Raw genomic sequence first — 13,649 nt, forward strand, 5'->3', positions numbered from 1 at the left:
CATAGTCTGTTATGAAAAATTGATAACGGTAAACGAGTTAAAAGAGGGCGGGGATGGTAGCGCGCGTCAGCACGATTGCGTTTCAGGGCATTGAGGGCGTTCCTGTCGAAGTGCAGGTGATGATTTCCCCGGGGAAGGTGCTGATGCATATCGTCGGTCTGCCGGACAAGGCCGTGGCCGAAAGCCGCGAACGGGTGCAGGCAGCTCTTCATGCCTCTGGCCTGTCGCTGCCGCCGAAGAAGGTCACGGTCAATCTCGCACCCGCGGACCTGCCCAAGGAGGGCAGCCATTTCGATCTTCCGATCGCGCTTGGGCTGATGGCGGCGCTGGGCGCCATCCCGGCGGATGCGCTTGCGGCCTACACCGTCATCGGCGAGCTCAACCTCGATGGCACGATCGCGCCGGTCGCTGGCGCGCTGCCGGCCGCGATCGCCGCCAATGCCATCGGCAAGGGGCTGATATGCCCGTCCGAAAGCGGTCCTGAGGCCGCCTGGGCCGGCGCCGACATCGATATTCTCGCGCCGCGCAGCCTGATCGCGCTCGCCAATCATTTCCGCGGCACCCAGGTTCTGTCACGCCCCGAACCGGCGATCCGCGCCAATGCCGCCAACGTCCCCGATCTCGCCGATATCAAGGGCCAGGAAAGCGCCAAGCGGGCGCTGGAAGTGGCGGCGGCCGGGGGACATAATCTGCTTTTCGTCGGCCCGCCCGGTTCCGGCAAGTCGATGCTGGCCTCGCGCCTGCCGTCCATTCTGCCGCCATTGTCGACGGCGGAGCTGCTGGAAGTGTCGATGATCCATTCCGTTGCCGGTCAGCTTTCGGGCGGAAAGCTCTCCGACCGCCGGCCCTATCGCACGCCGCATCATTCCGCCACCATGGCGGCGCTGGTCGGCGGCGGCTTGCGTGCCCGCCCCGGCGAGGTATCGCTTGCCCATCACGGCGTCCTTTTTCTCGATGAATTGCCCGAGTTTTCGCCGCAAGCGCTGGATGCGCTGCGCCAGCCGCTGGAATCGGGCGAATGCGTCATCGCCAGGGCCAATCATCGCGTTTCCTATCCGGCCAGCATTCAATTGGTTGCAGCGATGAATCCCTGCCGTTGCGGCATGGCCGGCGAGCCGGGTCACACCTGCGCCCGCGGCCCGCGTTGCATGACGGATTATCAAGGCCGCATCTCCGGACCGCTGTTGGACCGCATCGATATCCGCCTCGACGTGCCCGCCGTCTCTGCGGCCGATCTCATCCGCCCGACGACGGCCGAAAAGAGCGCCGATGTCGCCCTTCGTGTCGCCCGTGCCCGCGAGCGGCAGCGCGAACGCTTCGAGGCCGCCGGGATGAAGGGAATTTCCACCAATGCCCGCTGCTCGACATCGATGATCGAAACGATCGCCGAGCCGGACGCCGCCGGCCTGCAATTGCTGCGCGACGCGGCCGAGAAGATGAAGTTTTCCGCCCGCGGCTATCATCGCGTGCTGAAAGTGGCCCGCACGCTCGCCGATCTCGACGACAAGCAAACCGTCGGGCGCATCCACCTCGCAGAAGCCATTTCCTACCGCATTGCCGGCGAACGGCTGACCGCGGCGGCGTAAGCGCAAACGGCTGAAATGACAAAGGGCACCGCAGCGCCCTTTGAATCCCTGACGATCGAAGCTGACCGTGTCAGCCGCCCAGGCCCTCGAACAGCGCCGTCGAGAGATAGCGCTCGGCGAAGGAGGGGATGATGATGACGATATTCTTGCCTTCGTTTTCCGGCCGTTGGCCGATCTTGATCGCAGCCGCGATGGCCGCACCGGAGGAGATGCCGACCGGCACGCCTTCGAGCTTGGCGATGTGGCGTGCATGCTGGAAAGCTTCGTCGTTGGTGACGGTGACGACTTCGTCATAGATGTGCGTGTCGAGAATCTTCGGGGCGAAGCCGGCGCCGATGCCTTGGATCTTGTGCGGGCCGGGATTGCCACCGGAGAGGATAGGCGAGTCAGCCGGCTCGACGGCGATGACCTTGATATTCGAATTGCGGGCTTTCAGCACCTGGCCGACGCCGGTGATCGTGCCACCGGTACCGATGCCGGACACGAGGATATCGACTTGGCCGTCCGTATCGTTCCAGATTTCCTCTGCCGTCGTCTTGCGGTGGATTTCCGGGTTGGCCGGGTTTTCGAACTGCTGCGGGATGATCGCGTCGGGCAGCGTCGATGCCAGTTCCTCGGCCTTGGCGATCGCGCCCTTCATGCCCTTCGGACCCTCGGTCAGCACCAGCTCGGCACCGAGCAGCAGCAGCATCTTGCGGCGCTCGATCGACATCGTCTCCGGCATGGTGAGGATCAGCCGGTAGCCCTTAGCGGCGGCGGCGAAAGCGAGTGCGATGCCGGTATTGCCCGAGGTCGGCTCGATCAGCACGCTTTTGCCGGGTGTGATCTTGCCCTGTGCTTCAAGGCTCTCGATCATGGCAACGCCGATACGGTCCTTGACGGAAGCAATCGGGTTGAAGAACTCGAGCTTCGCCAGCAAATTGGCCTTGACGCCCTTCTCCTTGGCCAGCTTGTCGAGACGCACGATCGGCGTGTCACCGATGGTGTCGGTGATCGAGGCATAGACGCGGCCGCGGCCTGGTTTGCGGGTGTCGGACATGGGTAGCTCTCCCTCCATTGGAATTGTACAGGCACAATAGGATTAAACGCCGGCGGAAACCAGTCTGGGATCACTCCGCCGACCCTATGTCGTGGGAAAAGAATCTCCCGCGTCGTTGTGCCGAGAAAGGTTTTTTCAGGCCGCGCGGGCGGCGATGAAGGCAGCCGTGCCGGCGAGAATGCTGGCGGCAACCCGGTTCAAAATCTGCAGCGCTTTTGGCCTCTTAAGGAAGGTGCGGGCCCGGGAAGCGAGCAGCATATAGGGGATCAGCACCATCAACAGCACAATGAAGGTCGCCGCAATCAGCGTGGCATATTCGCGAAGCCCGATGCTGCCGATATCGATCAGGGTCGGCACGAGCGCCACGTAAAATAACATGACCTTCGGGTTGCCAAGCGTCACGAGAAGACCGGAGAGGAAGGACATGCCGGCGCTCATCGATTTTTTCGCTGCGACATCGGTGGAGAGCAGCCCAGCGGTCCAGAGCTTCCAGGCGATATAGCCGAGATAAAGCGCACCGGCGATCTTGATGACGATGAAGATCTCCGTAAAGGTCTGCGCCACGAAAGCGAGGCCGAGAATGACCGCCGTCAGGTAGATCATATCGCCGAGCACGAGCCCGAGACCCATGAAAAAGGTCTCCCGGAAGCCGGAGCCGAGAGCGCGGGCAACGATCGCGGTGATGCCCGGCCCGGGAATCGCGGCGGCGATGAAAAGCGCGCCGCTATAGGCGAGCAGGGCTGCAAGCGTCATGGTGCGATCCTCCAGGAATAGGCAATTGCTGTATCGCAGCACTCTTGCGTTTTCAAGCGATTGCGCAAACGGCGCGAACATACTACCAAGGGTAACGGCCCGTCGAAACCGTGTTGCATAAGGCTCCCATGTCGTCCGCATTGCTCCTGATCGACCTTCAGAATGCCATTTTGAGCGGCCTCGGCACGCCAGAGCGCCAACCAGCGATCGACGCCGCCCTGGAAGGTGTCGTGGCAAGGCTTGCTGCATTGAAACACCAGGCCCGCGCCGCCGGAATTCCTTCCTTCATCGTTCAGCATGATGGCCAGGGAACGCATCGTCTGGCGAAGCGCGGCGAAGGCTGGCAGTTGCGCCGCGAAATCGCGCCGGAGGCCGGCGATGTCGTCACCCACAAGACGAGCTGCGATTCCTTCTTCGAGACCGATCTCGAGGCGCGCTTGCGCGCAAAGGGGATCACCCATCTCGTCATCGGCGGCTGTATGACGCAATTCTGCGTCGACACGACTGCACGACGCGCGGTTTCGCTCGGCTTCGATGTGACGCTGCTCTCGGACGGTCATACCACCGCCGATATGGGCAAGCTGACATTCGAGGCGATCATCGCTCATCATAATATGCTGCTGGACGGCTTCGATGCCGGCCCGCATGAGATCAAGCTTATCCCGACCGCCCAAATCGCCTTCTGAATTCACCCCCCGCCGGAGACCTCCATGCCGCATCTCGCCAGTATCATCACCTTTGCCCTGATCGCTGCCGGAATGGTGCTGACACCCGGGCCGAACATGATTTATCTGGTGTCGCGATCGATCTCGCAGGGGCCGGGGGCCGGGCTGATCTCGCTCGGCGGTGTGGCGCTCGGTTTCGTCTTCTACATGCTTTCGGCCGCGCTCGGCATCACGGCCTTCCTGTTCGCCGTGCCCTTTGCCTATGACGCGCTGCGTCTTGCCGGTGCCGCCTATCTCGCTTGGCTTGCTTGGAATGCGCTGAGGCCGGGCGGCCGTTCGGCCTTCCAGGTCCGCGATCTCCCGAGGGATGGACCGCGCAAACTCTTCGGCATGGGCCTTGTGACCAGCCTGCTGAACCCGAAGGTCGCGGTCCTTTATCTCTCGCTGTTGCCGCAGTTTATCGATCCCACGATCGGCAGCGTCTTCAACCAATCCGTCATTTTCGGCTTTACCCACATTGCCGTCAGCGTGACGCTCAACTCCATCATCGCGCTGACGGCCGGCTCCGTCGCGCTGTTCTTCTCAAGCCGTCCGTCCTTCATGCTGGTGCAGCGCTGGCTGATGGGCACGGTCTTGGCCGGGCTCGCCATGCGCATGGCCTTCGAGGCGCAGCGCTAATCAGAACACCGGTCGCATGAAGCTGCGTTCATAGCTGACAATGCAACGCGTCTCCTCCGCATAGGCAAAGGCGGCGCGGCATTCGGCATCCTCGGCCATCGCCTGCCGGTAGCCCTCGTAGGCAGCAAGGCTCGGGAAGCTGAAGAGCGCCAGTGCGATATTGTTGGCGCCCTCGTGCGGCAGGAAATAGCCGTGATGCGTGCCACCGAGCCGGTTGACCAGCGGGATCCAGAGTTTCGCGTAATGTTCGAATTCCGCAAGCTTGTAAGGATCGATCGTATAGCGAAGATAGCAGGTGATCATTCGGCGGCTTCCTTTGAAAGATCATCGCTTTTAGGACGCGGCAAGGTAATCGTCCAGCCGAGGTTCATGCCGGCCGCCGCGGCCAAAATGATCACAGCGCCGATGATCTGCGCCATGCCGAGCACATGCCCGAAGGCGAAGCGATCGACCACGATGGCGGCGATCGGATAAATGAAGGACAGCGCGCCGGTCAGATGCGTCGGCAGCTTCTGGATCGCGCCGTAGAGCAGCACATACATCAAGCCGGTGTGGACGATGCCCATCGTCATCAGAATGGACCATCCGCCTGCGTCCCGCGGCAGAGCCGAGAAATCGGCGAAGGGCGCAAGCATCAGAATGCCGGTCGAAACCTGGATCAGGGCGATCAAATGCGGCGGCGTGCCCTTCAGCCATTTGGCGGCCAGAGCGGCCAACGCATAGAAGAAAGCGGCGCCGAGCGAAAGCAGGATGCCGATGGCATAGCTGCCGATGCCCGCCGTCTCCGCGGGTTTGCCTTCGACGATGACAGCCATGCCGGCAAAGGCGAGACCCAGCCAGAAAAGCTTGGTGAGCGTGATCTTTTCGCCGAGAAACAGCGCGCCGAGGCCGAGCAGCATGAATGGTTGCGTATTGTAGACCGTTGTCGCGATCGAGATGGAGGCATGCGAATAGGCAGCGAAAAGCAGCAGCCAATTGAGGACGATAGCGATACCGCCGGCAACGGCGATCGCAAAGGTCCTGAGGCTGAGAATGCCGGGGCGCAACAGACCCATGGCTCTGCAGACAACAAGAAGCGTGAGTGCACCAAACAGGCAGCGCCAGAAGACGACGCCAGTAACAGGCTGCCCCGACATCAGCACGAACCAGCCGATCGTCCCTGAAATCAGCATTGCTGCTGTCATTTCCGCTGTTCCGCGTCTTATCTCGTTCATTGTCGGGCTTCCCGTTTTCCGGAGCCTGATAATATTGCGAGAAGGAAGCGGATGATATAATCTGAATAAACAGTAGTGGATAGAGCGCCTAATTATATGAGGTGGAAATATGGGTGCGCCTAATGCTGCCATAGAGCTCGACGCGATCGACCAGCGTATGCTGGAGGCCCTGGCCCGCAATGCCCGGATTTCGTTGAAGGAGCTGGCTGAAGTCGCTGGATTATCCTCGCCAAGCGCTGCCGAGCGGCTGCGCCGGCTGGAGGAGCGCGGTGTCATCGCGGCCTTCACCGTGGATATCGCGCCGGAGGTGATCGGCTATCCCCTGCAGGCGATCGTGCGCATCCGGCCGCTGCCCGGTCAATTGCATGTGGTCGAGCGTATCATCCAGGAGACACCGGAATTCATCGAATGCGACAAGGTCACCGGCGACGACTGCTTCATCGGCCGTCTTGTGGTGCGTTCGATGGGTGAACTAGACGGCATCCTGGACAAGATCGCCGAGCGCGCCGAGACGAACACGTCGATGATCAAGGCAACCCCGGTCAAACGGCGCCTGCCGCCGCTCTCCCGTTAGAATTCCACCGTCACACGCCGGTGGATCCAAAACCGCCAGCACCGCGGGTCGTTTCGCTGACGTTAGCGATTTCCGCGACACGCGTCTGCGTCACCGGCGCGATCACCATCTGCGCGATGCGCATGCCGCGGGTGATGTCGAACGGCTCGTCGCCAAGATTGATCAGCAGCACCTTCACTTCGCCGCGGTAGTCGCTGTCGATCGTGCCGGGCGTGTTCAGGCAGGTGATGCCGTGCTTGAAGGCGAGGCCGGAGCGGGGGCGGATCTGGGCTTCGAAACCATCGGGAATCTCGAAGATGAAACCGGTCGGTACCAGCGCCCGTTTGCCGGGCGCGATCGTCAGCGTTGCGCCTTCCTCGACGGCCGCGCGCAGGTCCATGCCGGCCGCGCCTTTGGTCTCGTAGGCCGGCAGATCGAGGCCCTGGCCATGGGCCAAGCGGATGAGGTTCAGCGTCGGGCGCGTATCGGTGTGAATGGTCATGCGGCATTAGTTTGTGCTGGAATCGCTGAGGTCAATTGCAATCCCGTCTTTGAATCGCTAGATACAGCCGCAATTCACAGGATTTCACAAGCATGGCCGAAAGTCTCGCCGAGGCGGTCTCCCGCCGCCGCACATTCGCTATTATCGCCCACCCGGACGCGGGCAAGACGACGCTCACCGAAAAGCTGCTGCTGTTCGGCGGCGCCATTCAGCTTGCCGGTGAGGTCAAGGCAAAGAAGGATCGCATGCAGACGCGGTCCGACTGGATGAAGATCGAGCGCGAGCGCGGCATCTCGGTCGTGACCTCGGTCATGACCTTCGAGTATGACGGCAACGTCTTCAACATTCTGGATACGCCCGGTCACGAAGACTTCGCCGACGATACCTATCGCACGCTGACCGCGGTCGATGCGGCCGTCATGGTCATCGATGCTGCCAAGGGCATCGAGCCGCGGACGCTGAAACTGTTCGAAGTCTGCCGAATGCGCGATATCCCGATCATCACCTTCATCAATAAGATGGACCGCGAAAGCCGCGACCCCTTCGAAATTCTCGATGAAGTGGAAGAGAAGCTGGCACTGGACACCGCGCCGGTCACCTGGCCAATCGGCCGGTCGAAGACCTTCTGCGGCTCCTATCATCTGGCTGATAATACCGTCCGTGGCTCCGACACAGAAGTAGAGGCTGCCCGGGTCAATGGCCCGCAGGCCGTCGCCGACCGTCTGCCGGAAAATGAACGGCAAGCCTTCATCGACGAGACCGAGCTTGCTATCGAAGCCTGCCGTCCCTTCGACCGGGAATCCTTCCTGGAAGGTCACATGACGCCGGTCTTCTTCGGCTCGGCTCTTCGCAATTTCGGTGTGCGCGATCTCATCAACGCGCTCGGCGCTTTCGCGCCGCCGCCACGCGATCAGGTCGCCGATATCAGAACCGTGCAGGCGACCGACGACAAGATGACGGCCTTTGTCTTCAAGATCCAGGCCAACATGGACCCGAACCATCGCGACCGCATCGCGTTTGCGCGCATCTGCTCCGGCAAGCTGGAGCGTGGCATGAAGGCCCGGCTGTCGCGCACCGGCAAGCAGCTTGGTTTGACCGCACCGCAATTCTTTTTCGCCTCGCAGCGTCAGCTTGCCGATACCGCCTATGCCGGCGACGTCGTCGGCATTCCGAATCATGGTACGCTGCGCATTGGCGATACGCTGACGGAAGGCGAATCCCTCGTCTTCCAGGGCGTACCGAATTTCTCGCCGGAAATCCTGCGCCGCGTTCGTCTTGAAGACGCGATGAAGGCAAAGAAATTGAAGGAAGCGCTGCAGCAGATGGCCGAAGAGGGCGTCGTGCAGCTCTTCTCGCCGGAAGATGGCTCGCCCGCCATCGTGGGCGTCGTCGGCGCACTGCAGCTCGACGTCTTGAAAGAGCGGCTGATGGCCGAATACGGCCTGCCGGTCTCCTTCGAAATGTCGCGCTTCTCCGTCTGCCGCTGGATTTCCGCCGATCAGACCGGCGATCTCGACAAGTTTGTCACCGCGCGCCGCGGCGATATCGCCCGCGACCTCGACGGCGATCCGGTCTTCCTCGCCCAGGACGGCTTTTCGCTGCGCTACGAATCTGAACGTTATCCGGCTATCAAGATGGTCGCCATCAAGGAATATCACGCCGTCAAGGCGGCGTGATATCGGTTCTTTGCCGGCACGACGGCAGTGCTCTATGCCTGCACTTTCCGTGTTATCTTTGACCAATCGGAATTCCAATCGTCCGGATATCGGTCGAGCGCTACCGATGGCATCTTATCTGGATCGTTGTAGAGTGCCATGATGGTCGCCTCGGTGATAGCGGCGGCTGCCTGGATATTGGCGTCGCCATTGCCTTGCTCCCAGGCGGCCTGCCAGATCTTCGCCAGATAGCGGGTGCCGCGCGCCATGCAGGTGATGGTGCGGTCACCGAAGTCGTCCCACATCGTCGCTGCCTTTTCCTTGGCTGGTTTGCCGATGAGCTCAACCCATTTGTCGACGATATCCCGCGGCGCTATATCCCTTTGCGTCGCGCTGATGAGAGCTATGACCGCCTTGCTGGCCTCATAGCCATTGGTGATGGGCGGCATCGGCTCGGCGGCAAGATCCGTAATGCGCTGTGCGAGTTCCGCGCCGAGGTTCTTCTGCTGATAACCATAGGCGATCATGTCGTCTTCGTAGCCCACATGGACGCCATCGGCTTCCAGCTTCATTTTGCTTGACCGCGGGCGCGGGACAACCTTGGCCGGATCGCCCTGCGAGAGATATGAAGTGTGCAGCGGCTGGCAGGCATCGCCCATATAGTGGATGAGGACGCCGCCGGCGCAGAGAAACATCGCTGCATCGCCATCCCCGGCCGCCTTCACCATGATGTCGAATAGCTGGTGGACCCTGAAGGGCAAAGCCCCCCAGTGCTTGTTGCGGAGGTCGGCATTGGGATCGAGCAATTGCGCCCAGGCATCATATTGGGGCTTTATCTCGGCAAAATAGTCGATCCAGGCTTTCGGATTAAGGTAGGTGTCCGGCGCGGATTGATTGAGGGCGAGAAATGTCTCGCCATTCTCATAGGGGAGATCCAGATCGGCAAAATGGTTCGGATTGTCGTTCTGGCCGCGACTGCCGGGTCCGACCTTGCGCTGTTTCTTGCCGTCTGGTCCTTCCACCATGATGAAATTGACATTGCTTTTCCAGACATTGTCGGGAACGTCGGCCAGCGGCACGAAATGAACCTCGTCATCGTCCTTTTCGAGAACGCGCGGATCGTTGCCGAGCGCAGCGTCGGGCGTGAGCGCCAAGAGATCGAGATTATTGTCGAGGAAGTCTTTTAGCTTCTGTGATGTCACGAGATCTCCGGACAAGGGCAGGGAGCGGCCGATGATATAGTGCCCGACCCATCCCCAGATGAAATCCTGATCCAGATTGATGTCGCGTACGAAATCAAGATCCAGATGATCGAGCGCTGTGCTGAGAGATGTGGCGAGCGCATAGGGCTGGGACAGGCTCTCACCGTCTTCGAAGAATTCTTCCTTCCCCCACAACAGCGCGAACGGATAATAGCTGATCTTTTTAACGACCTTTGTATCCTCGCTGTCGGTCTTTTCAACATGCTCGATGAAGAGAACTGTGCCGGAATCGCCATGATGAACGCCGAGACTGATATTCTCCGCCGGATTGCGCGCTTCCGCATCCTCCTCAGTCTTCAGGCGTTCCTTGTCGATGCCATAGGTCTCCGGGCCGATCAGGAAATCGCTGATATATTCCGATCCGCCCATCGCCTTGTAACGATAGAACAGGCCGTGGATTTCGCCTCTGATGGTGCCGGTGACCGCGGACTGGCCAATCACTTTCATGGTGATCAGCTTGAGGCTGAAGCTGTTGTCGTAAAGGTCCAGCACCGGGCCGATGGGCGCGATGCCCGGAAACTCGGTTTTCCATTGCAGGATGTTATCAAGTTCCACCAATCCCACGTCCATCAGCAGGCGCTGGTTCGTCGAGGCGAAATTCGGATAGATCGTTCGAAAGTCCTGCCGGCCCAGGCCCTTTTTCGCGCTGACACCGATCTTGGGGCGGCGATGGGCCTGCAAGGCGCTGATCTCGGTCCCCGGTTCGCCGACGACATGCCGATTGGTCATCACGAAATAGCGTTCGCTATCGCGCACGACGCAGCCCGCGGTCGCCAGACGGGTCATGCCCTGACCATCCTCGTTGATGATGGCCGAGCCTGGCGCGAGCAGATTGCGCGGCGTCCGGCCGTCGAGCTTGATCTTCAGGTCCTTGGATAGCTGCTGTTTGCGCGCTTCGATGACACAGACCGGCACGGTTCGCCCGTCCGGCAGATAGAGCGTCTTGGGGACGACATCGGAAGGATTCGTCTTCGCCAGGTCCTTCTCATATTCCCAACTGGACACGAAGACATAGACGCAAGGCCAGGAATAGGGGCGTACTTCCGAGTTGAAAAGCGTTCGTCGCTCGCTCTCCGGAGAACGCTTGCGCGTCGCGTCCTCATGCTTGGAGGGCCAGGGATCGCTCTTGCGAATTCTATAAAGACCCAGCGCGGTCGCCACCACGTTCTTCTTGTTCATCAAATGGTAGTGGAAGAGATCGCGCGCCTCCACCAGGTCCTTAAGGGAAAGAGAGGCGAAGTTGCTGCTGCTTTTGAAGAGGATATCCATGGGTCCGCCCACCAGGTTTCAGAGTTGTTTGGATGTGGCTTTCGAAAAGCATGCGCCGCGAGCGAAATGATTGCATCAGACGGCATTTCATCACGATTGGTGTGATGGCATTCTGCATTAGAGACACATGATCCTACAATTTTTGTGACAGTTTATCCATCGGCAATACAACTGCCGTAGAGGCCAAAAAGCCGGCTAATATTGCCGATCACAGAACACGGCGCAGCGATCAGGGAAATTGCACTTTCGCGACATTCTATCGAATATAACGCCATGCCGTGCTACGGCTTTACGAGCTATTCTATCGGGTGGATTTAGCGGATGATCGCGCCGCAACGCTTCGGAGGGAAATATGGTCCGCGAAAACGAAATTCGGGAAAACGAAGTGGCGATTGAGCCGCCGGCAGCGACAGATGCCGGTCTTGTCTTCATCGGCCGCATTTCGACACCGTGGACCTCTCGGATGGAGACGCCGCGTCAGGGGCGGCATGACGGGCCGCTCTGCCGCATCGAGATTTTCGAGCCCTGGGTGCCGGCGCTGAAGGGGGTGGAGACTTTCGAGCGGCTGGAAATCCTCTATTGGCTGGACCGCTCGCGGCGCGATCTCGTGCTGCAGAGTCCGGCCAGCAACGGCAAGGTGCACGGTACTTTCTCGCTGCGCTCGCCGGTGCGGCCAAATCCGATCGGCACCTCCATTGTCAAGCTGGAGGCGGTCGAAGGTGGCATCCTGCTTGTGCGCGGTCTCGATTGCCTGTATGGGACGCCGCTGCTCGACCTTAAACCGGATCGGAGCCTGTTCAAACCGATCGCGCCGCCGCAATCTGGCGATTTCCAGACCGGCGACGGCGAGACGGCGCATTATTGTCAGAAGGCGTGAAGCATGATCCCGAAAAGTGTGAAGCAGGTTTTCGGACAAGATCATGCTCACCTTGGGTGTCAGCCGACAGCCACTATGACTTATTCGCCCCGTGGAAAACGCTGGTTCTCCTCCAAGACGTTCAGATCCATATGGTTGCGCATATAGCGCTCGGATGCCTTCTGCAGCGGCTGGTAGTCCCAGGGATAATAGGCACCGTTGCGCAAGGCCGCATAGACCACCCATCGCCGCGCCTGGCTTTCGCGCACGGCGGCGTCGAAGGTGGAAAGATTCCAGCGCTGTTTCGCTTGTGCCGTCAGCCGCGCCAGAATTTCGGCGTGCGCCGGATCGTCGGCAAGATTGATCAGTTCTTTGGGGTCGGCGTCGAGATCGAAAAGCAGGGGCGGGTCCTTGTCGCAGAGCGCCAACTTGTAGCGGCCGTCGCGCAAGCAGACGAGCGGCGCTTCCGATCCTTCTGCCGCATATTCCATTGGCACCGGGCCACGGCTTCCGGTGCCATGAACGAGGGGAGCAAGGTCCTCCCCATCCGTCCATTGCCGCAGCGAGGCGATATCGAGCCCGGCAAGGCCGGCAAGCGTCGGTGTCACGTCGAGCGTCGACACCGGCTCGTCGATGCGTCGGGCATTCCAGCCGGGCGCGGCGATCATCAGCGGCACACGCGCCGAGCCTTCGAAGAAGTTCATCTTGAACCACAGCCCGCGTTCGCCGAGCATATCACCATGGTCGGAAACGAAGAGCACGATGGTGTTGTCCGCCATGCGGCCGCGCTCCAGCGCGTCGAGGATTTCGCCGATCTTCTCATCGACATAGGAAATATTGGCGAAATAGCCGCGGCGCGCCCGGCGAATCTGTTCGGGCGTGATGTCGAAGGCGGTATGGTCGCTCGCCTTCATCAGCCGCTGCGAATGCGGGTCCTGCTTGTCAAAGGGGATTTCGGCGACATCGGGGTCAAGCGCCGGGCAGTCTTCATAAAGATCCCAGAAACGGCGGCGGGCGACATAGGGGTCGTGCGGATGGGTGAAGCTGACCGTCAGGCACCAGGGCCGCTCGTCGTGCCCGCGCGACAGGTCGAGCAGTTTGCGCGTCGCGTGATAGGCGACTTCGTCGTCATACTCCATCTGATTGGTGATTTCGGCGACGCCGGCCCCGGTCACCGAACCGAGATTGTGATACCACCAGTCGATGCGCTCGCCCGGTTTCGTATAGTCGGGCGTCCAGCCGAAATCGGCGGGATAGATATCGGTCGTGAGCCGCTCCTCGAAGCCGTGCATCTGGTCCGGCCCGACGAAATGCATCTTGCCGGAAAGCGCCGTCTGGTAGCCCGCCGCCCGCAAATGATGCGCGAAGGTCGGGATATCGGAGGCAAACTCGGCAGCGTTGTCATAGACGCGCGTGCGGCTCGGCAATTGCCCCGACATGAAGGAGGCCCGCGCCGGCGCGCAGAGCGGGCTTGCCGTATAGCTGTTGGCGAAGCGCACGGAGCGTTTCGCCAGTGCCTTCAGCACGGGTGCATGGAGAAAATCGGCCGGGCCATCGGGAAACAATGTTCCGTTCAACTGATCGACCATGAGGATAAGGATGTTCGGGCGCGCCATG

Annotated in this window: 13 protein-coding genes; 6 read left to right on the forward strand and 7 right to left on the reverse strand. The window is 60.7% G+C overall.

Annotated features, from left to right (window positions below):
- Positions 1–53 precede the first annotated feature (53 nt).
- A complete protein-coding gene (locus tag QA648_RS19110; protein ID WP_283048743.1) occupies positions 54–1,586 on the forward strand; it encodes a YifB family Mg chelatase-like AAA ATPase in 1,533 nt (510 codons plus the stop codon).
- Positions 1,587–1,656: 70 nt separating this feature from the next.
- Here the strand turns inward: QA648_RS19110 and cysK are convergent, their stop codons facing one another.
- Positions 1,657–2,625, reverse strand: a complete 969-nt coding sequence (gene cysK / locus QA648_RS19115; protein ID WP_283048745.1) for a cysteine synthase A — start codon at positions 2,623–2,625, stop codon at positions 1,657–1,659.
- A gap of 135 nt (positions 2,626–2,760) precedes the next feature.
- Complete coding sequence (locus tag QA648_RS19120; RefSeq protein WP_283048747.1) at positions 2,761–3,378, reverse strand: LysE family translocator; 618 nt, start codon at positions 3,376–3,378, stop codon at positions 2,761–2,763.
- A 128-nt stretch (positions 3,379–3,506) separates the two neighbouring features.
- Between QA648_RS19120 and QA648_RS19125 the strand changes: the two genes are divergently transcribed.
- The gene (locus QA648_RS19125; RefSeq protein WP_283048749.1) at positions 3,507–4,064 is read left to right on the forward strand and encodes a cysteine hydrolase family protein; all 558 of its coding nucleotides are present in this window, start codon (positions 3,507–3,509) and stop codon (positions 4,062–4,064) included.
- Between the two features lie 24 nt (positions 4,065–4,088).
- Complete coding sequence (locus QA648_RS19130; RefSeq protein WP_283048751.1) at positions 4,089–4,721, forward strand: LysE family translocator; 633 nt, start codon at positions 4,089–4,091, stop codon at positions 4,719–4,721.
- Here the strand turns inward: QA648_RS19130 and QA648_RS19135 are convergent, their stop codons facing one another.
- Together QA648_RS19135 and QA648_RS19140 are read right to left on the reverse strand one after the other, a co-directional pair.
- Complete coding sequence (locus QA648_RS19135) at positions 4,722–5,024, reverse strand: NIPSNAP family protein (protein WP_104821762.1); 303 nt, start codon at positions 5,022–5,024, stop codon at positions 4,722–4,724.
- On the reverse strand, positions 5,021–5,935 hold the full coding sequence (locus QA648_RS19140; RefSeq protein ID WP_283048753.1) for a DMT family transporter: 915 nt from the start codon (positions 5,933–5,935) through the stop codon (positions 5,021–5,023). The genes QA648_RS19135 and QA648_RS19140 overlap by 4 nt, the downstream gene beginning before the upstream one ends.
- 109 nt (positions 5,936–6,044) lie before the next feature.
- Between QA648_RS19140 and QA648_RS19145 the strand changes: the two genes are divergently transcribed.
- Positions 6,045–6,509, forward strand: coding sequence for an Lrp/AsnC family transcriptional regulator (locus tag QA648_RS19145; RefSeq protein ID WP_104821764.1), 465 nt, complete (start codon positions 6,045–6,047; stop codon positions 6,507–6,509).
- Positions 6,510–6,519: 10 nt separating this feature from the next.
- Here the strand turns inward: QA648_RS19145 and dut are convergent, their stop codons facing one another.
- Positions 6,520–6,990, reverse strand: a complete 471-nt coding sequence (gene dut / locus QA648_RS19150; protein ID WP_283048755.1) for a dUTP diphosphatase — start codon at positions 6,988–6,990, stop codon at positions 6,520–6,522.
- Between the two features lie 92 nt (positions 6,991–7,082).
- Between dut and QA648_RS19155 the strand changes: the two genes are divergently transcribed.
- Entirely contained in the window at positions 7,083–8,666 is a 1,584-nt protein-coding gene (locus QA648_RS19155) for a peptide chain release factor 3 (RefSeq protein WP_104821766.1), read from the forward strand.
- Between the two features lie 32 nt (positions 8,667–8,698).
- On the opposite strand, the gene QA648_RS19160 is transcribed toward QA648_RS19155, so the two are convergent.
- Entirely contained in the window at positions 8,699–11,176 is a 2,478-nt protein-coding gene (locus QA648_RS19160; protein ID WP_283048757.1) for a hypothetical protein, read from the reverse strand.
- 352 nt (positions 11,177–11,528) lie between these two features.
- Between QA648_RS19160 and tsaA the strand changes: the two genes are divergently transcribed.
- Positions 11,529–12,053 (forward strand): tRNA (N6-threonylcarbamoyladenosine(37)-N6)-methyltransferase TrmO, encoded by a 525-nt coding sequence (gene tsaA, locus QA648_RS19165; RefSeq protein ID WP_283048758.1) that lies wholly within the window; start codon positions 11,529–11,531, stop codon positions 12,051–12,053.
- Positions 12,054–12,133: 80 nt separating this feature from the next.
- On the opposite strand, the gene betC is transcribed toward tsaA, so the two are convergent.
- Positions 12,134–13,648 (reverse strand): choline-sulfatase, encoded by a 1,515-nt coding sequence (betC, locus tag QA648_RS19170; RefSeq protein ID WP_283048759.1) that lies wholly within the window; start codon positions 13,646–13,648, stop codon positions 12,134–12,136.
- Position 13,649 lies beyond the last annotated feature (1 nt).

The sequence above is a fragment of the Rhizobium sp. CB3171 genome, assembly GCF_029714265.1.
Lineage (GTDB): Bacteria > Pseudomonadota > Alphaproteobacteria > Rhizobiales > Rhizobiaceae > Rhizobium.